Origin of the sequence: Mucilaginibacter agri, from assembly GCF_009928685.1 — a bacterium.
In the GTDB taxonomy this organism is placed as follows: domain Bacteria; phylum Bacteroidota; class Bacteroidia; order Sphingobacteriales; family Sphingobacteriaceae; genus Mucilaginibacter; species Mucilaginibacter agri.
On sequence record NZ_WWEO01000043.1, the window covers coordinates 400,089 to 422,879 of the forward strand.

Below are 22,791 nucleotides of genomic sequence, written 5' to 3' on the forward strand. Positions count from 1 at the left end.
AATTAGCAAAACTATTACGATGTTTTTTCATCATTCATCTAATCTTTAACATAATTTAACTAAGTGCGAGAGGTTTACAATTTTGATTGAAATTTTTTTTAAAAATACTTTTGAGTTTAAAAATATCGTCCTATATTTGCATTCCATTTCGGAAACGACGTTTACGGAATAAGGATTGCCTGATAGTATAATGGTAGTACGACGGTTTTTGGTACCGTTTGTCTAGGTTCGAATCCTGGTCGGGCAACAAAAAATAAGATTCGGATTTTAGTTTTTCGCTTCAGTTAACTGATTGAGAAATTGAAATCCGAATTGTTTTATCAGGGTATCTCATCGGAGATTTTTGATGAAACAAATCCGAAATTGAAACTTCGAAATTCGAAATAACAAAAGGATGCCTCAACAATTTAACCCGGTTAAACTATTCTCAGGCTCAGCTACAGTAGCGCTTGCAAACAAAATAGCAGATGCTTATGGCCGAGAATTAGGCGATGTAGTATTATCACGTTTTAGTGATGGCGAATTTCAACCGCACTTTAATGAGTCTGTAAGAGGATGTGATGTATTCCTCATCCAATCTACCGACCCCCCAACCGACAACCTGATGGAGTTACTGATGATGGTTGATGCCGCACGTCGCGCGTCGTCACATTATGTAACCGCAGTTATCCCTTACTTCGGCCTTGCGCGTCAGGACCGTAAGGATAAGCCAAGGGTGGCAATCGGCGCAAAATTGGTGGCAAACCTGTTAGTTGCGGCGGGCATCAACCGCATTATGACCATGGACCTGCACGCAGCGCAGATTCAGGGATTTTTCGACGTTCCGGTTGACCACCTGGATGCTTCGATCATATTTGTGCCTTATATTAAAAGCCTTGGGTTAGAAAACCTAACCATTGCTTCGCCCGATATGGGAGGATCATACAGGGCGCGTACCTTTGCCAAGTTTTTTAACGCAGAGGTTGTAATTTGTGATAAACGCCGTAAGCGCGCCAATGAAATTGAGTCGATGACCATTATTGGTGATGTAACCGGCCAGGATATAGTGCTGATAGATGATATATGCGATACCGCCGGAACGCTTTCTAAAGCAGCCGGTTTAATTATGGAGCGCGGTGCAAAAAGTGTTAGAGCCGTTTGTACGCACCCATTATTATCGGGCAAAGCATATGAAACGATAGAGAATTCGGCTTTAACAGAATTGATCGTAACAGATACAATTGCGCTAAAGCAGCCAAGCGAAAAGATTCGCGTGTTATCAACAGCAGATTTGTTTGCGAGCGCTATAATGAACGTGAACGAACATGGCTCGATAAGCCAGTTGTTTAAGGTAGATTAATTTTAGTTCATAGCCTATGGCTTATAGATCATAGTAGCTACGGACCATATAACGATAATAAATTCACTGGGGAGATCAGAAGCTGGTAAGTTTGCCATGAACCATGATCTATAAACCATGAATTATTGACAATTAAATAAATAAAAAAATGAATTCAGTTGCTATTAGCGGTTCTCCAAGAGAGAACGTAGGGAAACGCGATGCCAAAGAGCTGCGCTACCAGGGTTTGGTACCTGCAGTACTTTACGGAGGTGCTACACAAACTCACTTTGCAGTATCTATTGCTGACATGAAGCCAGTAATCTTTACTCCGGAAGTTAACTTTATCGATATCACTGTTGGTGGTGTTACTACTTCAGCTATCATTAAAGATCTGCAGTTCCATCCATTAACAGAACAACTTTTACACGTTGACTTCTTACAATTAGATCCTGCAAAACCAGTTACTATCGAAATTCCAATCCGTTTAACCGGTACTTCACCAGGTGTTAAAATGGGTGGTAAATTGGTACAAAAATTACGTAAGCTGCGTGTTAAAGCTTTACCTAAAGATCACATCAACAACATTGATGTTAGCATCGAAGGTTTAGAAGTTGGTAAATCAGTACGTGTTGGCGAAATTAAAGTTGCTAACCTTACTATCACCAATGCTGCTGAAGATACTATCGTATCTGTAACTACTTCACGTGCATTACGTCAGGCAGAGCAAGAAGCAAACAAAAAATAATTTGATATGATTGCGCCGCTTTCGGTGTGATTACACAGATTTGGAACAGCGATGAGATTTTCTTATCGCTGTTTTTTTATAGTTTTGGTTTCGATAAATAGTGTCATTGCGAGCTAGCCCCTCTAAATCTCCCCCGGAAGGGGAGACTTTTTATAGGCCCTCTCCTCCGGAGAGGGTTGGGTGAGGCCGAAGCGTGCAATGATGATTGTGATTATAATAAGTTGACAGTTTAATTCCCCCTTTAGGGGCTAGGGGTATGAAATATCTAATAGTAGGTTTAGGCAACATCGGGCCGGAGTATGCAGATACACGGCATAATATCGGCTTTATGATATTAGACGAGCTGGCTAAGCAAGAGGGTTTAAAGTTTTATAACATGCGCCATGCATACTATACAGAGTATAGTTACAAAGGGCGGATGTTGCATTTAATAAAACCTACCACGTATATGAACCTCAGTGGCAAAGCCCTTAATCACTGGATGAAAGAGCTTAAAATTCCGCAAGAAAACGTGTTGGTTTTAGTGGATGATATCGCCCTGCCATTAGGTACCCTGCGCCTTAAACCCAAAGGCAGTGCCGCAGGCCACAATGGTTTAAAACATATTGAACAGGTGCTTGGCAATAATAACTACGCGCGCCTGCGTTTCGGCGTTAGCGATAACTACCCTAAAGGCCGCCAGGTTGATTATGTACTAAGTGGTTTTGACGATGACGAAAAACCTGAACTCCCAGCTCTGATCGACCGTTCTATCGAAATGATCAAAGCCTTTGCCACCATTGGCACCGAACTCACCATGACCAAGTTTAATAAGTAATTATTTAACAAAACTTTAACTATTTTTTTAGTTAAAAAATGTTAAATCATTTTAGCGTAGGGGTAAATTAGGTTATAATTGTAGTAAAGTATATCGCATTACTTAACCCAACCTAATGAAAAACGTCCTGTCACTATTAGCATTGCTATGCATTGCTGCAACCAGTTATGCTCAAACCGCTACGCAAACCATAAAGGGTGTTGTTTTAGATTCGCTAAAAAAACAGCCGATGGGGTACGTAACCGTTGCCCTACGCCATACCAAAACCAACTTGCCGGTAAAAAGCATGCTAAGCAAGGATAATGGTACTTTCGAGTTTAGCAATCTCCCATTAAAATCATATCAGTTAGTACTGGCCTCAGTTGGCTTTAAAAATAAGGTGATCGATATCGATAGCACCAAAAAGCAGATCAACCTTGGCGATATCCTGATGGCTGCTTCAACCAGCGATCTGAAAGAAGTGAGCGTAACCGCGGTTCGCCCAATTGTAAAGCAGGAAGTTGATCGCATAGCTTATGATGTACAGGCCGACCCATCGAACAAAGTGGAAACCGCGCTCGACATGATGCGCAAGGTGCCCCTAGTATCTGTAGACGCATCGGACAATATCAAACTAAAAGGTAACACCGATTATAAGATCCTCATTAACGGTAAACCGTCATCGCTGGTGGCCAGAAATCCATCAGATGTATTGAAGGCTATGCCCGCCAGCAACATCGAAAAAATTGAAGTGATCACTACGCCACCGGCCAAATATGAGGCTGAAGGTTTGGCCGGTATCATCAATATCATCACTAAAAAGAATGCCGACCAGGGCTATAACGGTAGCTGGACAACTCGTTATAATACCGTTTGGGGCTTGGGTTCTAACTTAAATGCTACGGTTAAACAAGGTAAATTTGGTCTGAACGGTTACATAGGTTTTAACAGGCAAAACAAGCAAACCACTCAGTTTGGCAATACAACTAATACCATTATTCCGGTTGTATCTTCTTTACAACAAACAGGTACCAATTATCGCGACGGTGGCCGTAACAATTATGGCAGTGCCGAATTGAGCTATGAGATAGACACCTTGAACCTCCTTACAGGTAATATCGAATCTTATACCTATAAGTTTAATCAACACAGCGAGCAAAACTCGGGTCAGTACGATGCCGAAGATGTTATTCAGCAAGGTTACCGTTTAGCCAATGCCAGCAGTGGTAACTATCACGGTACAGATTTGGGGCTAAACTATCAGTTGGGTTTTAAACATAATAAAGAGCAGTTACTAACCATGTCGTACAAATACTCATCAAACGGTAGTACGCAAGATGCTGCTAATATTTTTACCGAACGTTTTAACTACGGTTTGCCTAACTATAATCAATACAATAATTCGGGTACACACGAGCATACCATGCAGGTAGATTATGTGCAACCCGTAAAAAAGGTAACCATTGAAGCAGGGGGTAAGGCTATTTTGAGAAAGAACTTCAGCGATTTTACTAGCGATACGCTAAGTTCTATCACCAACCAGTATGTTAATAATAGCCTGCAAACCAATAATTTCGATTACCAGCAAAATGTTTATAGCGCCTACAACTCGTACCAGGTTAAATGGACAAAATGGACTTTGAAAGCCGGATTGCGTTTAGAGCATACTAATGTAGATGCCCACTTTACTTCAATAGGCAGCGTAGCAACGCAAGACTATAATAACTTTATTCCATCGGTATCCATCCAACGCCAGTTAAAAAGCAGCAGCATTAATTTCGGGTTCTCAAACCGTATCTCGAGGCCAAATATCTGGCAGTTAAATCCTTTTGTTGATGCATCTAACCCTAAGTACATTAATGTAGGTAACCCCGCACTACGCCCGGTTGTTAACCATAGCTTCGAGTTAAACTATAGCAATTTTGCCAAAGGCTCTATTACCGCTGGTATCAGTTATTCATATGCTAATAATACCATTCAGAGTGTAACCACTATCAGGCCGGATACCGTGAGCGTAACTACTTACGAAAACGTTGGGCAAAATAAAAGATTGGGCGGAAACCTTAATATTAACTATCCCATCACTAAAAAACTGAACCTTAACATCAACTCACAATTGGTTTATGTTTGGTTAAAAGGTACAGCCAACAATATTTTCTACAGCCATAAAGGTATTCAAGGATACATCTTCGGTAACGCGGGTTATAAGTTCGAGAAAGGCTGGCGCGTTGGGGTTGATGGTGGCGTGGATAGCCGCTACGTATTATTGCAGGGTAAGGATAATTATTGGGCAGGCGGATCTTTCAGTGCTTCTAAAGATTTCCTGAAAGAGAAGGCTAATATTGGTATCTACGTTAGCAACCCATGGAAAAAATACCGTACCAACGATAGCTATAACCGTACCAACGAATTTGAGCAAACCAGCTATAACCAAAACTACTATCGCAACATTGGCTTTAACTTCACTTATAAGTTCGGCCGTTTGAATAGCCAGATTAAAAAGAACCAGCGTGGTATTGAAAATGACGATAGCAGTGGTAACCGTGGCGGAAATCATTAATTTTGCTGCATGAAAGTATACGGTATCACCAATTGCAATACAGTAAAAAAAGCGCTCGACTGGTTAAAAGCCAACAATGTAGCTTACGAGTTTCAAGACTTTAAGAAATTGGGTGTTAGTGCCGACAAACTACAAGAGTGGAACCAGAAGGTTGGCTACGAGAAGTTTTTAAATAAGCAGGGCCTTACCTGGAAGCAACTTGACACGGCGGTTAAAGAAAGCGTAAAGGGCGAAGCAGAAGCCTTGCCATTATTACAGCAAAAAACCAGCATGATTAAAAGGCCGGTAATAGAGGATAACGGATTTTTATACTTTGGTTTTGACGAAAATGCTTATAAACAGCACTTTTTGAAATAAAGTAATTTATAAAGTGGTTTTTCGTTATACTTTTGCTTTTGGCAATTGTATAACCTGCTGACCATTTTTAATGAGATATTCTTTTTTGACCGGCCTATGGCTTGTCTTTTTTTCTGGTATTACTATTTGTAGCGCTCAGCAGGTAATCAATCAGCCCGAGTTGTCGAAGTTTGACAACACCGAACTCTTTAACCCGGTATTTTACACCCATAACGGTAACGAATACCGGGCTGCCAATGGCGAACCAGGCCCGCTGTACTGGCAAAACCGCGCCGACTATCAGCTAGCTGCCCGCCTTAACGATAAAACCAACGAAATTACCGGAACAGAGGTGCTTACGTATACCAACAACAGTCCGCAAAAAATGGACTTCTTGTGGATGTATGTAGAGCAAAACCTCTATCAAAAAGGCTCGCGCGGCGAAGCAATGGAATCGCCCATGGGCAGTCGCAACCACTCTAAAGGCGAAGCCTACGGCGGATACAACATTCAATCGGTTACTATAAATAATACGCCTGTTAAGTATCAGATTATTGATACCCGCATGCAGGTTTTTTTGCCATCGGCATTGACGGCCAAAGGGGGAAAGGTGTCCCTTAAAGTAACTTATTCGTTTACCATTCCTTATTATGGATCCGATCGGACCGGCATAGCTGAAACCCGTAACGGTAAAATATTTACTGTTGGGCAATGGTACCCGCGCATATGTGTGTATGACGATGTGATGGGTTGGAATACCGTCCCCTATAACGGGCCTAGTGAGTTTTACCTCGAGTACGGCGACTTTGACGTGAGCATCACCGCACCGGCAAACCACATTGTGGTAGCGTCGGGCCAATTGCAAAATCCCGAAGAAGTTTATACCCCGCTACAACAACAACGCTGGGCAGAGGCGGCTACGAGCGATAAAGCGGTAATGATCCGCACCTCGTCCGAAGTTAAAAGTGCCGCTTCAAGGCCGGCCGGAAAGCCGGAGCTTACCTGGCATTATAAGATCACTAATTCGCGCGATGCAGCCTGGGCTTCATCAGCTTCATTTATTGTTGATGCCGCCAAAATGGATTTGCCCGGTGGTAAAAAGGCTATAGCCATGTCGGCCTACCCCACAGAAAGCAAGGGTGGCAACGGGTGGGAGCGTTCTACCGAGTATGTTAAAAAGTCTATCGAATATAATTCGGCAAAATGGTTTCCTTATCCTTACCCTGTTGCGGTAGCTGTTGCCGGCGCTGTAGGTGGTATGGAGTATCCGGGTATTGTGTTTTGTGCATTTGAGGCTAAAGGCCAACCGCTTTGGGAGGTTAACGACCACGAGTTTGGCCATACCTGGTTCCCGATGATAGTAGGATCTAACGAACGTTTATACGGCTGGATGGATGAGGGCTTTAATACTTTTATCAATGGCCTCTCAACCCGCGACTTTAATAACGGCGAATATAAGGAGGCCGTAAAGCCACTCGACTGGACCACTAATCAAGCAATGCACCTGCTAAATCCCGAAATGGAGCAGGTGATGAATACGCCCGATAATATCAGGGAAATAAACAACGGCACGCTTTTGTACGAAAAGCCTGCCGAAGCACTTAACATTTTGCGCAACCAGATCCTCGGCCCGGAGCGGTTTGACCTGGCTTTTAAAACTTACATAGAACGCTGGGCATACAAACACCCAACCCCCGATGATTTTTTCCGTACGATGGAAAACGTATCTGGCGAAAACCTTAACTGGTTTTGGCGCGAGTGGTTCTTAAACAACTGGCAACTGGATGTAGCGGTTACCTCAGTGCGATACGTGGATGATAATCCTGCCAAGGGCGCTTTGATCACCCTGGATAACCTGGATAAGATGGCCTTGCCGGTAATACTGGACGTAAAAACTATGAGCGGGAAAGTAACCCGTGTAAAGCTGCCGGTGGAGATTTGGTCTACCGGAAGCAGGTGGACATTTAAGTTTCCGGGTAAGGAAGAAATAGCAACAGTAACTTACGACCCAGAGCACGTTTTCCCGGATTATAACACGGACAATAATACCTGGAAGCGATAATGTGTTTTCTTTGACAAATAAGTAACTTACAGGTGCAATTTTAACATTTTAGGCTAAAACCTTAAATGTTAAAATAAAGTTATACCTGTATATTTACCGCTATGAAGTCTATCTTATCCGCTATTTTATTTTGCTTATTCATAAGCGCATCATCATACGCACAAACCCTGCGCGGCACGGTGTCCGAAACTGGTACCAATATTAAGCTGCAGGATGTGTTTATTAAAAATACCGCCAACAAACAATTGGCGCTGTCAGAAAAAGGGGGCAAGTTTAGCATTCCTGCCCAGGTGGGTAATATTATCGTATTTTCTTCGCCAGGTTATATTTCCGATACCTTATATGTAACTGATCTGAAGACCCGAAATGTTCAATTAGCTTTGCAATCTATCGCATTGCGGGAGGTAAGTATCAAATCGACCAATAAGTTCGATCCGCATACCGAATATCCAGAGGTTTATGAACGAAGCAAAGTATATGCACTTTCGCCAAGCACCTGGTTTAGTAAAGAGGGTAAAGATGCCCGCCGACTTAAAAAATACTTTCAACACGAAGCTGAAGAACGCGCTGTCGATTCAGCATTTAATATAGCCTACGTTGGTAGCCTGGTGCCGCTTAAAGGCCAGCAACTCGAAGACTTTATGACCGTTTACCGCCCAACCTATGCTTTCTTAAGAAACAATGCCGGCGAAAGCATGGCTGTTTACGTGAACGACAGCTACAAAAAATGGATGGCCCTGCCTCCGGATCAGCGCAAAGTACAGCATTTGACAACGCCGGAATCGAATTAGAATCAAGAGGCAAGAATCAAGAAATACAAATAAAGGCTGCAGAGTAATCGCAGCCTTTATTTGTTTATCAATCATTTTCTATATTTAACCATACTCTTTAACCTCATACATTTTGCATTTTCCGGTAGATATCACCATAGGTAAGGCACACATTCCGGTACACTTTGTTTGCGAGACTTTGGCCTATGCAATTGGCTATCGTTATTATACCTATCTGCGTAGGCGAAGTCACGATTCTATTAGTGATAACAGCCGTATGGTTATTTTTGTGGGGGCTGCATTGGGAGGTTTTTTAGGCTCGCATATTTTAGGCGTATTAGAAAAGCCAGATATACTTAGCCAGATGGATTGGGTGTATTTTATGGGTAACACTACCATTGTAGGCGGTTTGTTAGGAGGATTGATCGGGGTAGAATTGGTGAAGAAGCTTATCGGCGTTACAAAATCGTCTGGCGATATTATGGTTTATCCGCTCATATTAGCCATGATAATTGGGCGAACAGGTTGCTTTTTAGCAGGTTTGCAAGACGGTACTTATGGCGTTGCCACATCTCTACCCTGGGGTGTAGATTTTGGCGACGGCATATATCGACATCCTACTAATTTATACGAAATACTATTTTGGCTCTTATTGTGGCTTATACTATTAAATACAGAACGGCGGCATCAATTTGCAGATGGATATAGGTTTAAGCTGCTTATGATCAGCTACCTGTTGTTCCGCTTTGCAGATGAGTTTATAAAGCCCGATTATTTTTTCAATTTTGGGTTGTCATCTATTCAATTGGCCTGTATTGCCGGAATTTTGTACTATTATAAAGTATTTACCTATCCTTCAAAAATAATCACAACCCATGCCCGAACGTCCGTACATTTATTATGATTTTACAATAAGCATTTGCTCAACTTGTTTAAGACGGGTTGATGCCAAGATTGTATTTGAAGATGGCAAAGTATATATGCTTAAAACCTGCAGGTTACACGGTTTCGAAAAGGTGCTTATCGCCACAGATATCGAATATTATAAAAACTGCCGTAACTATGCCAAGCGCAGCGAAATGCCGTTGAAGTTTAATAAAGAAACGCATTATGGTTGCCCTTACGATTGTGGGCTTTGCCGCGATCATGAGCAACACTCTTGTTTAACCGTAATAGAAGTTACCGATCGTTGTAATCTGGCATGCCCCACCTGTTACGCAATGTCTTCACCCCATTACGGACGGCATAGAACATTAGAGGAGATTGAGCAAATGCTGGATGTAATTGTAGCCAACGAAGGTGAACCCGACGTAGTGCAAATAAGCGGCGGCGAACCAACAGTGCATCCCCAATTTTTTGAAATACTCGATATCGCCAAACGCAAGCCCATTAAGCACCTAATGCTAAATACTAATGGCATACGTATAGCTAAAGACGAAGCGTTTGTAAAGCGGCTTGCATCTTACATGCCCGATTTTGAAATTTATCTTCAGTTTGATTCGTTTAAAAAAGAAGCTCTCGAACAATTGAGGGGCGAAGATCTGCGTGAGGTAAGAATAAAAGCAATTGAAAACCTTAATAAGTATAATTTATCTACTACACTGGTAGTTACCCTCCAAAAAGGTCTTAATACAGACGAGATAGGGAAGATTATAGAATACGGGCTAAAGCAGCGTTGCGTTAGAGGTGTCACCTTGCAGCCAACGCAACAGGCAGGCCGCCTCGAAAATTTTAACCCAGAGACCGACCGCTACACTATGACGGAAGTGCGTAGCGCTATTTTAGAGCAAACCAATATTTTTACGCCCGAAGATCTGCTTCCGGTTCCTTGTAATCCGGATGCGCTGGTAATGGGATACGCTCTAAAAATAGGCAGCAAGGTTTTCCCGCTTACCCGGATGATAGATCCTAACGATCTGTTGGATAATTCACGAAATACCATTGTGTATGAACAGGATGAAACGTTGAAAATGCATTTACTGCACATGTTTAGTACTGGTAACTCCGTTGATGTTGCCAAAGAGCATCTGCACTCTATTATGTGCTGTTTGCCCGAAATTGATGCACCTGGCTTAAGCTATGACAATTTATTCAGGGTGATTATCATGAACTTTATTGATGCCCAAAACTTTGACGTACGGGCTATTAAGAAGTCGTGCGTGCATATCGTAAATAAAGACATGAGCATAATCCCATTTGAAACCATGAATATGTTTTACAGGGATGATAAAGCTGAATATTTGGAAATGCTAAGAAATGAGATTTCTATATGAGTGAACAGGAAAAATATAAAAAGCCATATAGCGAAGTAACCATATTAGGGGTTAACCTTGCAATATTTGCGTTGTACACCATATTGGGTGTATTGGGAAAGGAAGATGCACTTATCGCTTCTTTTTTTGCGGCGGTTATTCATTTTGTGATATGTACAATTATGGCGATTGTAGCACGCAGATGGGTTTGGTTTTTAGCTGGGGTGCTGATATTGATTATTGGTTTCGGAACTTGCGTAAACACTTTAAAAATCTAATAAATTAATACCCTTAATAGTAAATTGATCAATTTACTATTAAGGGTATACAGGCATTATTTAATACCGTTCCTCTTTCCCAACCGGCAAATCCCTGCGCGACCACTCGCTCCATGAGCCTACGTAAAGTTTGGCACCAGGTAAGCCGGCATGCTCCAGGGCAAGCAGCGTGTGGCAGGCGGTAACGCCAGAGCCGCAGTGAACGATGGTATCTTCGGGTTTAACATTACCTAATGAGTTTTTATAAGCAGCCTGTAGTTCTTCTGCCGAACGGTATTTGCCCGACGCGTCAAGATTGGAAGCAAAGGGCACATTTATAGCGCCCGGTATATGGCCGGCAACTGAATCTATCGGCTCGGTTTGGCCGAGGTAGCGTGGGTTCTCGCGTACGTCTATTACTAAACGGGCATCATCATGGGCGGCTTTGCCAACCTCGTCGATATCTACAGTGCCGCTAAATTCAAGCGGAACAGGGTAGGGTTGTGCGGCTGGTTGCGGAACAACCACATCCGTGCTCAAAGCAACGCCGTGATTTATGGCAGCTTGCAAGCCGCCATTTAATACCTGTACCTGTTGGTGCCCGATAGCTTTAAGCATCCACCATAAACGGGCAGCGCTGTTTGCACCAGCTTTATCGTCATATACTACTATATGCGTTTCGGGCGTAATGCCTAAACGGGTAAGCAGGCCAGCAAAGGCTTCGGGGCTCGGTAAGGGATGGCGGCCGCCGTTGGCTGCATTTTCGGGCACATTGGCCAGGTCGCGGTCCAGTTCTACAAAGAGGGCACCATCAAGGTGGCCTGCCAGGTAACGGTCGTAAGCCCCGGCGAAGCCGCGGGCATCGAGTATGATCAGATTGCTTTTGTCTGCCAAAAGCAGATCGTTGATTTCAATAAGTGGAGACATAAACAAATATATAAATTAGTCAATAGTCATTTAACCGGATTATGTTTTACACTGCACCATCCCTCGTAGGGCGTTGCTGAGAAGTGAACGTGAAATATTTCGATCGCTTTGTCACCCGTTTTGGTTATTCCTATTTAAATGATTGTGGTTAACTTAGATACAAACTTCATTTAATGAAACGCCTCATTCTTATCGTTTTTATTGCTATAGTTCATTTTGCCCAGGCGCAGCAGCAACACCCGCGCGCCATGGTAGACTACGACTTCATTTTCGACCGGCCCTTCACCACCTGCGAAAAGAAATGGGTGATATTCCCTAAAGCAGCTGATGCTAAAAACTATGCCTTTGGATATATTTACATGGATGAGCAAGCAGGGTTTACTTTCCGTTTGCAAGGCGCCTTTTATATAGACGAGGATAAGAACTTTATATTGGATAGCGCTGCCACGCCTAAGAATAGTATTACAAACTATCGCCTGGAGTCAAATACAAGGTTGGTGGCATTGGTGCCGCTCATTCATTACGCCCAGCTCAAAATTACGGCCGAGCCCGAATGGGTGAAAAGCTATTATACGATCTCGCACGATGAAGCTTATCGTGATTTCAGGAGGGGTTTTAACTTTAATGCAGCCCGCCAGTGCGACAGTGCGTTGGTTTATCTCGAAAAGGTTTATCAGAAAAATCCCAACTACAGCGGGCTTACGTTCGAGTTTGTTTACGCCTGCAATGAGCTTAATCAATACGACCGGAGCATAACGATACTGCAAGAGGCTATAAAGAACGAGCCCGATAATGGCATGTTTTACCGCGAGCTGGGTTACGCTTATCTTGGCAAAAAAGATTACGACGATGCGATTACCACCTACCAAAAAGGTATAGATGTTTTAGGCGATAAAGCCGATTCGCAGAAGAGCGAAATGGCTATTAACCTGGCACAGGTTTACAAATTTAAAGGAGAGACTGACTCATACCAGGAGTGGGGTAAAAAAGCAAAACTATGGGCGCCGCTTAATTCAGCAGTTTATAAGCATATCGTAAGTCTGGGATTTTAGTCCGAAGTTCGTTCCTGGTATAATAACGGCTATGGGGCAGCGGTGCTTAATTTCACAATAACTTAATAACACAATAACCTCCTCCTAACAAAATCATAACTACCACAGCTACTGCATAATGGCAGTTTTTTGCTTTATTGCGAGGCTAACTCGCAGTTGCTGGCCTGTTTAAGAAAAAAACTTTCACGAACCTCTTGAAAATCAGAAAATAAGTGCGTACTTTTGCAGTCCTTAAAATAAGGATAAAACTGTAAATATTAAAAGGAAGAAATGCCTACTATTCAGCAATTAGTTAGAAAAGGTAGAGTAGCTCTGGTTGACAAGAGTAAGTCACCAGCGTTGGACAGCTGTCCACAGCGAAGAGGCGTGTGTACCCGTGTATACACCACTACCCCTAAGAAACCAAACTCAGCAATGCGTAAAGTTGCGCGTGTACGTTTAACCAATGGTAAAGAGGTGAATGCCTACATCCCAGGTGAAGGTCACAACTTACAAGAGCACTCAATCGTGTTAATCCGCGGTGGCAGGGTTAAAGATTTACCAGGTGTACGTTACCACATCATCCGTGGTGCATTAGATACATCAGGTGTAAACGGCCGTAACCAACGTCGTTCTAAATATGGTACTAAACGTCCTAAACCAGGTCAGGCAGCTGCTGCACCTGCAAAAGGTAAAAAGAAATAATTAAAGGGGGATAGTAACAATGAGAAAGTCAAAACCAAAAAAGAGAATCCTTCTTCCTGATCCAAAATTCAATGATGTTTTGGTAACCAGGTTCGTAAATAACATGATGTATGATGGTAAAAAATCTACCGCATACAGCATTTTCTATAACGCTGTTGAGATAGTTGAGAAAAAAACTAACGAAAACGGTTTAGAAACTTGGAAAAAAGCATTAAACAATGTTATGCCGGCTGTTGAGGTTAAATCTCGCCGTGTGGGTGGTGCTAACTTCCAGGTTCCAACAGAAGTTCGTCCTGAGCGTAAAGTAGCTTTAGGCATGAAATGGTTAATCAGCTACTCACGTCGTCGTGGTGAAAAAACCATGATGGAGAAATTAGCTGGCGAGATCATCTCTGCTGCTAAAGGCGAGGGTGCTGCCGTTAAGAAAAAAGAAGATACGCACAAAATGGCTGAAGCCAACAAAGCGTTCTCACACTTCCGTTTCTAAGAAAAATTAAGTTATAGGTTATTAAGTTATTGGGTTATCTAAGTAGCTCAATAACTTATAACTCAATAACTCAATAACAAAAAAAGACATGTCAAGAGATCTTAAATATACAAGAAACATAGGTATTGCCGCTCACATTGATGCTGGTAAAACCACTACAACCGAGCGTATCCTTTACTATGCTGGTGTGAGCCACAAAATTGGTGAGGTACACGAAGGTGCTGCTACTATGGACTGGATGGCGCAGGAGCAAGAGCGTGGTATTACCATTACCTCTGCTGCAACTACCGTATTCTGGAACTACCGTGGTAACAAATACCAGGTAAACGTAATTGACACCCCGGGCCACGTGGACTTTACCGTTGAGGTAAACCGTTCGTTACGTGTACTGGATGGTCTGGTTTTCCTTTTCTCGGCTGTTGACGGTGTTGAGCCTCAGTCAGAAACTAACTGGCGTTTGGCTAACAACTACAACGTACCTCGTATCGGTTTCGTTAACAAAATGGACCGTTCTGGTGCCGATTTCTTAAAAGTTGTTAAGCAAGTACGTGATATGCTGGGCAGCCACGCTGTACCATTGCAAATCCCTATCGGTGCTGAAGATGGCTTTAAAGGTGTGGTTGATTTGATCAACTTCCGTGGTGTGGTTTGGAATGAGCACGATAAAGGTATGACCTTTACTGAAGTGCCTATCCCTGATGATTTGGTTGACGAAGCTAACGAGTGGAGAGAAAAATTACTTGAAGCTGTTGCTGAGTTTGACGATACATTAATGGAGAAATTCTTTGATGATCCAACTACCATCACTGAGCGCGAAGTATTAGATGCATTACGTCAGGCTACTTTAGCAGGTAAAATCGTTCCGATGACTTGCGGTTCATCTTTCAAAAACAAAGGTGTACAAACCATGCTTGATTATGTAATGGAGTTATTGCCTTCACCTATGGATTCAAAAGGTGTTGTTGGTACTAACCCTAACACTGGCGAAGAAGTTATTGTTAAACCGGATGTTAAAGAGCCATTTGCAGCGTTAGCATTTAAAATTGCTACCGACCCATTCGTAGGTCGCTTATGCTTTATCCGTGTTTACTCTGGTAACCTGGATGCTGGTTCATATGTACACAACATGCGTTCTGACAATAAAGAGCGTATCTCTCGTATATTCCAAATGCACGCTAACAAGCAAAACCCAATTCCTAACGTAGGTGCTGGTGATATTGCTGCGGTAGTGGGCTTTAAAGATATCAAAACTGGTGATACCCTTTGCGACGAAAAACACCCAATCGTGTTAGAGTCAATGGTATTTCCTGAGCCGGTTATCGGTTTGGCAATTGAGCCTAAAACTCAGGCCGATGTTGATAAATTAGGTTTAGCTTTAGGTAAATTAGCTGAAGAGGATCCAACCTTCCGTGTAAACTCTGACGAAGAGACCGGCCAAACTGTAATTTCAGGTATGGGCGAGCTTCACTTAGATATCATCATGGACCGCTTAAAACGTGAGTTTAAAGTAGAGGTTAACCAAGGTGCTCCACAAGTAGCTTACAAAGAGTCTATCACCGGTACTACTCAACACCGCGAAACTTACAAGAAACAAACTGGTGGTCGTGGTAAATTTGCTGATATCCAAATCGTTGTTTCTCCTGCTGATGAAGGTAAAGAAGGTTTACAATTCGTAAACGAAATCACTGGTGGTTCAATCCCTCGTGAGTTTATCCCATCTGTAGAGAAAGGTTTTGCAGCTTCAATGTCAAACGGTGTATTAGCTGGTTACCCATTAACTAACTTAAAAGTTAGATTAATTGATGGTTCATTCCACGCTGTCGATTCAGATGCGTTATCTTTCGAGATCGCTGCTAAATCTGCATACCGCGAGGCATTGCCAAAATGTAAACCAGTATTGTTAGAGCCGATCATGAAAATCGAGATCCTTACCCCAGAAGAAAACATGGGTGATGTTATCGGTGACATGAACCGTCGTCGTGGCCAGCTTTTAGGTATGGACACTCGTAACGGTGCGCAGGTTATTAAAGCAACAGTGCCACTTTCAGAGATGTTTGGTTACGTAACTCAATTACGTACTATCACTTCTGGCCGTGCAACTTCAACTATGGAGTTTGATCACTATGCTGAAGCACCTCGTAACGTACAAGACGAAGTTGTTGCTAAAGCAAAAGGCAGAGTTAAAGGCGCTATTGCGTAATTATAAAGTTTAAGGTTACTGAGTTATCAGGTTATTAAGTTAATCGTAACTCAGTAACTTAATAACTCAATAACAAATAAACCAACTGTCGGTAATAAATAGCTCTTACCGGCGGTTATAAAACAAACAAAATGAGCCAAAGAATCAGAATTAAACTGAAATCTTACGATTACAACCTGGTTGACAAATCAGCTGAGAAAATCGTTAAGACAGTAAAGCCAACCGGCGCTGTAGTTAGCGGTCCGCTTCCTTTACCTACTGAAAAGAAAATCTTTACAGTATTACGTTCTCCGCACGTAAACAAAAAAGCGCGTGAGCAATTTCAACTTTGCTCATACAAGCGTTTATTAGACATCTACAGTTCTAACTCTAAAACTGTTGATGCTTTAATGAAACTTGAGCTTCCAAGTGGTGTTGAAGTAGAGATCAAAGTGTGATAGTACCGGAAGATCCGATATTACAAAGGCTGCCTTGCAAAAGGTGGCCTTTGTTGTTTTGAGCGAACTTGTCATTCTGAACGATATTGAAGAATCCTCTTCGATACGCATGTCTACTTGACTGAAGCAGAAAATTCCTCGTACTTCGGAATGACAGAATGGGAGGAAGACATTCGTGGCATCGTCAGTAATCCTCACCGCTATCCCTGTTCTCCAGAAAATTTAACCATAAACCTTCCAATTCGTCAACTAACTCTGGTTTAATGGATATACCAGAAGCCTGGGGCGTCCAGGTTTGTAAGGCTAGGTTACCGGTTTTTAAAATATCCAGGGTGAGAATCCGTTCTTCATCGGGATTAAGTAACACGTCGAGCGTTACAGCCACGCGGTAATAATGCCGGCCATTGCGGTAAGCCAGGTAAGGTTCGGAGGCTACATAGCCCGACGCAAATATGCCTTTAGGTTCAATACCAACCCTCACAATATAGGCCCTGTCGCCAATCTGTATGGTTTTATGGCTGGCTACGCTCCAATCTTCTTCCAGCTTGCCGGTGGCTGCAAGGGTTTTAATGTCATCATTAATATCTTCCAATTTAAATTTGATGGGGTTCCACCCAAAAAGAAAGGCTTTCATTTATTCTATAGCTGCGTTTTCAATAATAATCATTTTCTTAGCTAAAAGTTCGAGCCGACTAATTACTCACCCGTTCATCAACGAACAGCTGTTGTATCAAAACCGTACACTAGTTTCATAGACTAAACATTTAAATATTTGATTATAAGGTAATTATATATGTGGTATTGTCTTGGCTTTTAATTACTATCATTTTAAGCGCACAATTATTTAACCTTAATAAACCATGCTGAAAAATTACTTCAAAATAGCCTGGCGTAACCTTATTAAAAATAAGATTTACTCATCTATTAATATCCTGGGTTTGGCTCTAGGCATGGCCGTTGCCATTTTAATTGGATTGTGGATCTGGGATGAATTGTCTTTTGATCACTATCATCAAAATCACGACCGGGTGGGCCAGGTTATGGTTACCCAAACTTTCGACGGGCGTACCACTACGGGGCAATCGATGTCGTTACCTGTTGCTCCTGAGCTGAAAAATAAATACCCGGCAGACTTTAAATACATAAGCCATGCTTCGTGGAACGAAACCTTAATAATAGGTTCGGGTGAAAACAAAGTGTCGCAAAAGGGCATGTGGGTAGAGGCTGATTTTCCTAAAATGTTGACGCTTAAAATGGTGCAGGGAAATCTTGATGCGTTAAAAGATCCGTCATCTGTTCTGTTAACACAATCTGCTGCAAAAGCGTTGTTTGGAAATACTAACCCCATGGGGAAAACTGTGCGGCTTAATAATAAAATGGATTTGAAAGTAGCGGGTGTATATGAAAACCCACCGCGAAATTCTACTTTCAATGATGTGGATATGTTTCTTTCGTGGGATAAACTGGTAGGTTCTGATCCCTATTTTAAAAGAGCAGAAACAAATTGGGGCGATCACAGTACACAATTGTTCGTTCAGTTAAGCGACCATGCCGACTTTGATAAAGTAACTGCTAAAATAAGGGCTCTTTCGCACGATCATTTTAAAGAAGGTAATGAATGGCTGCTGGTGCATCCGATGGATAAATGGCACTTGTATAGCCATTTTGAAGAGGGCAAATTAGTTGGCGGGAGAATCCAGTACGTGTGGTTATTTGGTATTATAGGCGTTTTTGTATTGTTACTGGCTTGCATTAACTTCATGAACCTTAGCACAGCGCGATCAGAAAAGCGCGCCAAAGAGGTGGGCATCCGTAAAGCTATAGGGTCGGTACGCCAGCAATTGATTGCGCAGTTTTTAAGCGAATCTGTTATGATGGCATTGATCGCTTTTGTTTTCGCGATGATTATCGTAATGCTGTTTTTGCCGATGTTTAACAACCTCGCCAATAAGCAAATGATGTTTCCGTGGGAGAATGGCCCTTTTTGGCTGCTATGCCTTGCATTTTCTTTACTTACGGGGATAGTATCAGGGAGTTACCCGGCTTTTTATTTGTCGGGTTTTAATACAGTTAAGGTATTAAAGGGGACGTTTAAAACAGGAAGATTTGCTGCCCTGCCGCGTAAGGTATTGGTGGTAATACAGTTTACGGTTTCGGTTACACTAATTATTGGGACTATTATTGTCTTTAAGCAAATTCAGTTTGCTAAAAACAGACCGGTAGGCTATACCCGCGAAGGCCTAATTACCATTGATGTAAACACACCAGATTTGAAAGGACATTATGATGCGCTACGGGGCGACCTGCTTAAAACAGGTGCCTTAGAAAATATGTCCGAGTCATCGAGCCCGTCAACAGATATCTGGAGCAATCAGATAGGCTTTGATTGGAAAGGCAAGAATCCATCTACCAACCCCATATTTGGTATTGTGGCCGTAACGCATGATTATGGCAAAACTATTGGCTGGCAGATTAAAGATGGTCGCGATTTTTCGAGAAGCTTTGCTACCGACACGGCCAGTTTGTTGGTAAATGAGGCTGCAGTAAAATTAATTGGTATTAAAAACCTGGTGGGCGAAACTCTTAAATGGAATGGTAAAACCTATATTGTGAGAGGGGTAATCAAGAACATGGTAGCAAATTCGCCATATGTGGAGCCTATGCCTACTATATTTACTTTAGACTATGGATGGGCAAGTAATGTTATTACCATGAAGATAAAGCCAAGCATGGCTGTTGCAACTGCCTTATCCAGAATAGAACCTGTATTTAAGAAGTATAACCCGGCAAGCCCATTTAGCTACAAGTTCATAGACGATGAGTATGCCCACAAGTTTGCAGATGAAGAACGTATCGGTAACCTGGCGACATTCTTTGCCATACTGGCCATCTTTATTTCGTCGCTTGGTCTGTTCGGTCTGGCCTCGTTTGTGGCAGAACAGCGTACTAAAGAAATAGGCGTGCGTAAGGTGCTTGGTGCATCGGTTTATAACTTATGGAGTATGCTATCGAAAGATTTCCTGGGCTTGGTTATTATATCGTGCATTATCGCCATTCCACTTGCCTGGTACTACCTCAGCGACTGGTTAAAAGCATACGATTATCGTACCGAAATATCCTGGTGGATATTTGCAGCAGCCAGTTTTGGTGCCATGGCAATTACCTTGTTAACGGTAAGCTTCCAATCTATCAAAGCTGCTGTGGCCAACCCGGTGAAGAGTTTAAGGTCGGAGTAAAACTATTCCTTTCATTGAGCCGTCATGCCGAACTTGTTTCGGCATCCCATAAGTTAGGATAATTTGTTATGTATACTGCATACTTAGCATGTGGGATCCTGAAACAAGTTCAGGATGACGGTTTGAGATTTATTTACTCTTCCAACAACGCCACCTGCGACACATCGAACATCTCGCGGTGATCGTCGCCGTCTATGAGGTCTACAATAATTTCGTTTTCAATAATATCATTAATGTACCCATTACCGCGTGGGGTTGATACAAAATCGCCGATTTGAAATTCCATAAATAAAAAATGCTTTCAGGTAATAACTGAAAGCATTTTTTATTGTTTGAGATTATCTTGATTCTCGATTCTTGTCTCTTGATTCTAAGAACTAGTATCCCGGGTTACCTGTCAGCTCTTCGAGTTTATTGCGTGCGGTTTGCAATTCGCGGGCAAGTTTCTTTTCCTTATCGTTGGCCTTGGCTTTATAAGTTTTGTATTCCTCGTCCAGATCTTCGTATAATTTAATGCGGTATTTGGCTTCGCGGCTGTAACTGCCCGAGCGGATAATGATAAATGCAGCAACTGCGCCAAAGGCAACAACCAAGCCCCACATTAAAGTATTGTAGGCAGATTTGGTCATGTCGATTCCCAGCAAACTAATGGTATCTACCCTTTCTGTTGATAGATTGAGATGTTGCTCTTGCGATGCTAATTGTTTATACAGGGTAGCTACGCTATCGTTTAAACTGGCAACGTTGGCCTGCAAAGGTTTAATCTTTTTACGCTCGAAGGCAAGCGTGTCCGACACACTTTTATAAAAGGCAGCTACCACCGGGCGCAGGTAGCCGTAAGTTCGGTTCAGTAAAAATTGATATTGGCCGTTTATGCTGCGATCATTAGGTTCAACGGGACCCGCTGGTACATAAGTATGTGTAGCTGCAACAGGTAACGCAGTAGTTGGAGCCGGCTTGGCAGGGTAAGTACCTGCCGGATTGGTTGCTGCGGGTTTTACGCCGCTAACAGGTTGTGCAGTAGTTTGTTGGGTGTTGGTAGGCTTGGGCTTGTATACCACTGGTGACTTCGCAACGGCAGCCTTTTGAGTACTGTCTTGTGCAAAAGCAAATTGAGTGGAAACAGTGATTAGCGCTGCCGCAATTAAACCTTTAAAAAACAGCTTGTTATTCATAGTAGGTAATTTATAAGTACTGCATTTTGTCATTCCCGTGTAAACGTAAATGGGTGTTCGCAAGTTCTACTAAGTTATTAAAACTTCTTTAATAGTACTAAAATTGTGTATTTAATGCGGTATTGCTACTGCTTATCGCCTGGGTACTTATATTAGCGGCATGAATATCGGGATTATTGGTTTGGGCGATATGGGCCGTTTGTATGCTAAAGCATTTGCTAAAGCAGGCTACCAGGTTTGCGGTTGCGACCTGCCCCAAAATCGCCAGAAACTGGAAGAGGACCTTTCGGGTTTCCAGATCGAAATTTTGGATAACGGGACAGAAGTCGCTGCAAAAAGCGATCTGCTTATCTATTCGGTAGAGGCGGAGAAGTTGGAGCAGGTGGTAGCGCTATCTTATCAAGCTATAAAGCCTAATGCTATTGTTGCAGGGCAAACTTCCGTTAAATCGATAGAGGTTACCACATTCGAGAAGTACCTGGCGCCGGATGTTAACATCATCACGTTCCATGCAATGCACGGACCCGGTTTCGAGCCACGCGGACAAAAGCTGATCCTGATTCGACACCGCAGTGATGATGAGGCTTATCAACGCATGCTCGACCTGTTTACTAAACTGGGTACCGATGTTGTAGAGCTACCCGACTATCACGAACACGACAAGATAGTAGCCGATACCCAGGCTGTAACCCATGTCGGTTTCGAAAGTATGGGTACCGCGTGGAAGGCCGCGGGCTTTTTTCCCTGGGATAATGCATCGTATAACGGAGGTATTGATAATGTAAAAATCCTTACCACCCTGCGAATATTCAGCTATAAGGCGCACGTTTATGCTGGTTTGGCTATCCTGAATCCGTATGCACGCCAACAGGTAAAGCGTTATGCCCTGTCCGAATCGGAGTTGTTTAAGCTGATGATTATGGAAGAGGAGAAGACTTTCCGCGAACGCATTTACAAAGCGCGCGATTTTGTATTCCACGAAAGCCGTAAGCTTATTATGTTTAATGATCAGGTGATGAAAGATTTCTCATTGGCGGATAGCAACATGCATCCCAAGCCAAACTCGCACCTTAGTATATTAAGTATGGTGGATGCATGGTATCACCTGGGCGTAAACCCTTACGATAACCTCATTGCCCAAACGCCTCCATTCCGTTTGCGTTTAGGTATTGCCGAATATCTGTTTAAAAATGAGGACTTGCTCGAAGAGTCGATAGAAACCGCTCTATATGATAAAACGATCCGTGGCGATGATCTGGAGTTTCATTCTGCAGTACGCGAATGGAGTTCTATCATAGGTTACGGCGATATGGAGGGCTACAAAAAACATTTCAACGACGTGCAAACTTTCTTTGCTGATCGATTAGAAGAAGGCAAGAAGCAGAGTGCAGAATTAATTAGAAGGTTGATGATGGATTAATTCCTTCGATAGAATAAGAAAAGCGACCCGTTAACCAGGCCGCTTTTCTTATTTATGCGTTGAAATCTTGATTC

Annotated in this window: 21 protein-coding genes and 1 tRNA gene; 18 read left to right on the forward strand and 4 right to left on the reverse strand. The window is 42.6% G+C overall.

Annotation, left to right across the window (positions count from 1 at the left end):
* The first annotated feature begins 176 nt into the window (after positions 1-176).
* From GSY63_RS14610 to GSY63_RS14660, 11 genes are all read left to right on the forward strand, one after another.
* Positions 177-247: transfer RNA gene (locus GSY63_RS14610), tRNA-Gln, on the forward strand.
* A gap of 147 nt (positions 248-394) precedes the next feature.
* Positions 395-1,339, forward strand: a complete 945-nt coding sequence (locus tag GSY63_RS14615; RefSeq protein ID WP_166586557.1) for a ribose-phosphate pyrophosphokinase — start codon at positions 395-397, stop codon at positions 1,337-1,339.
* Positions 1,340-1,487: 148 nt separating this feature from the next.
* On the forward strand, positions 1,488-2,066 hold the full coding sequence (locus GSY63_RS14620) for a 50S ribosomal protein L25/general stress protein Ctc (RefSeq protein WP_166586558.1): 579 nt from the start codon (positions 1,488-1,490) through the stop codon (positions 2,064-2,066).
* A 256-nt stretch (positions 2,067-2,322) separates the two neighbouring features.
* Complete coding sequence (gene pth, locus GSY63_RS14625; RefSeq protein WP_166586559.1) at positions 2,323-2,883, forward strand: aminoacyl-tRNA hydrolase; 561 nt, start codon at positions 2,323-2,325, stop codon at positions 2,881-2,883.
* A 115-nt stretch (positions 2,884-2,998) separates the two neighbouring features.
* Positions 2,999-5,422, forward strand: a complete 2,424-nt coding sequence (locus GSY63_RS14630; protein ID WP_166586560.1) for an outer membrane beta-barrel protein — start codon at positions 2,999-3,001, stop codon at positions 5,420-5,422.
* Between the two features lie 9 nt (positions 5,423-5,431).
* Positions 5,432-5,779, forward strand: a complete 348-nt coding sequence (locus tag GSY63_RS14635; RefSeq protein WP_166586561.1) for a Spx/MgsR family RNA polymerase-binding regulatory protein — start codon at positions 5,432-5,434, stop codon at positions 5,777-5,779.
* 70 nt (positions 5,780-5,849) lie between these two features.
* On the forward strand, positions 5,850-7,820 hold the full coding sequence (locus GSY63_RS14640; RefSeq protein WP_166586562.1) for a M1 family metallopeptidase: 1,971 nt from the start codon (positions 5,850-5,852) through the stop codon (positions 7,818-7,820).
* A gap of 101 nt (positions 7,821-7,921) precedes the next feature.
* The gene (locus GSY63_RS14645; protein WP_166586563.1) at positions 7,922-8,611 is read left to right on the forward strand and encodes a hypothetical protein; all 690 of its coding nucleotides are present in this window, start codon (positions 7,922-7,924) and stop codon (positions 8,609-8,611) included.
* Positions 8,612-8,723: 112 nt separating this feature from the next.
* Positions 8,724-9,494 carry a prolipoprotein diacylglyceryl transferase family protein gene (locus GSY63_RS14650; protein ID WP_166586564.1) on the forward strand — a complete coding sequence of 257 codons (771 nt, stop codon included), beginning with the start codon at positions 8,724-8,726 and terminating at the stop codon, positions 9,492-9,494.
* Positions 9,466-10,863 carry a radical SAM protein gene (locus GSY63_RS14655; RefSeq protein WP_166586565.1) on the forward strand — a complete coding sequence of 466 codons (1,398 nt, stop codon included), beginning with the start codon at positions 9,466-9,468 and terminating at the stop codon, positions 10,861-10,863. Before GSY63_RS14650 ends, GSY63_RS14655 begins: the two co-directional genes overlap by 29 nt.
* Complete coding sequence (locus tag GSY63_RS14660; protein ID WP_166586566.1) at positions 10,860-11,120, forward strand: hypothetical protein; 261 nt, start codon at positions 10,860-10,862, stop codon at positions 11,118-11,120. The genes GSY63_RS14655 and GSY63_RS14660 overlap by 4 nt, the downstream gene beginning before the upstream one ends.
* A gap of 60 nt (positions 11,121-11,180) precedes the next feature.
* On the opposite strand, the gene GSY63_RS14665 is transcribed toward GSY63_RS14660, so the two are convergent.
* Positions 11,181-12,026, reverse strand: coding sequence for a sulfurtransferase (locus GSY63_RS14665; RefSeq protein WP_208094551.1), 846 nt, complete (start codon positions 12,024-12,026; stop codon positions 11,181-11,183).
* 173 nt (positions 12,027-12,199) lie between these two features.
* Here GSY63_RS14665 and GSY63_RS14670 point away from each other — a divergent pair, with 173 nt between their 5' ends.
* The 5 genes from GSY63_RS14670 (at position 12,200) to rpsJ (ending at position 16,886) form a co-directional block, all read left to right on the forward strand.
* Positions 12,200-13,078, forward strand: a complete 879-nt coding sequence (locus GSY63_RS14670) for a tetratricopeptide repeat protein (protein WP_166586567.1) — start codon at positions 12,200-12,202, stop codon at positions 13,076-13,078.
* 270 nt (positions 13,079-13,348) lie between these two features.
* A complete protein-coding gene (gene rpsL, locus GSY63_RS14675; RefSeq protein WP_107826625.1) occupies positions 13,349-13,762 on the forward strand; it encodes a 30S ribosomal protein S12 in 414 nt (137 codons plus the stop codon).
* Between the two features lie 19 nt (positions 13,763-13,781).
* A complete protein-coding gene (gene rpsG / locus GSY63_RS14680) occupies positions 13,782-14,249 on the forward strand; it encodes a 30S ribosomal protein S7 (protein WP_166586568.1) in 468 nt (155 codons plus the stop codon).
* A gap of 88 nt (positions 14,250-14,337) precedes the next feature.
* A complete protein-coding gene (gene fusA / locus GSY63_RS14685) occupies positions 14,338-16,449 on the forward strand; it encodes an elongation factor G (RefSeq protein WP_166586569.1) in 2,112 nt (703 codons plus the stop codon).
* Between the two features lie 131 nt (positions 16,450-16,580).
* A complete protein-coding gene (gene rpsJ, locus GSY63_RS14690) occupies positions 16,581-16,886 on the forward strand; it encodes a 30S ribosomal protein S10 (RefSeq protein ID WP_022830652.1) in 306 nt (101 codons plus the stop codon).
* Positions 16,887-17,070: 184 nt separating this feature from the next.
* Here the strand turns inward: rpsJ and GSY63_RS14695 are convergent, their stop codons facing one another.
* Complete coding sequence (locus GSY63_RS14695) at positions 17,071-17,520, reverse strand: hypothetical protein (RefSeq protein WP_166586570.1); 450 nt, start codon at positions 17,518-17,520, stop codon at positions 17,071-17,073.
* Between the two features lie 226 nt (positions 17,521-17,746).
* Between GSY63_RS14695 and GSY63_RS14700 the strand changes: the two genes are divergently transcribed.
* Positions 17,747-20,122 (forward strand): ABC transporter permease, encoded by a 2,376-nt coding sequence (locus tag GSY63_RS14700; RefSeq protein WP_166586571.1) that lies wholly within the window; start codon positions 17,747-17,749, stop codon positions 20,120-20,122.
* Positions 20,123-20,255: 133 nt separating this feature from the next.
* On the opposite strand, the gene GSY63_RS14705 is transcribed toward GSY63_RS14700, so the two are convergent.
* Both GSY63_RS14705 and GSY63_RS14710 read right to left on the reverse strand, forming a co-directional pair.
* Positions 20,256-20,408, reverse strand: a complete 153-nt coding sequence (locus tag GSY63_RS14705; protein ID WP_166586572.1) for a hypothetical protein — start codon at positions 20,406-20,408, stop codon at positions 20,256-20,258.
* 91 nt (positions 20,409-20,499) lie between these two features.
* Positions 20,500-21,297 (reverse strand): hypothetical protein, encoded by a 798-nt coding sequence (locus GSY63_RS14710; protein ID WP_166586573.1) that lies wholly within the window; start codon positions 21,295-21,297, stop codon positions 20,500-20,502.
* Between the two features lie 139 nt (positions 21,298-21,436).
* Between GSY63_RS14710 and GSY63_RS14715 the strand changes: the two genes are divergently transcribed.
* Positions 21,437-22,717, forward strand: coding sequence for a prephenate dehydrogenase (locus tag GSY63_RS14715; protein WP_262887367.1), 1,281 nt, complete (start codon positions 21,437-21,439; stop codon positions 22,715-22,717).
* Positions 22,718-22,791: the final 74 nt, after the last annotated feature.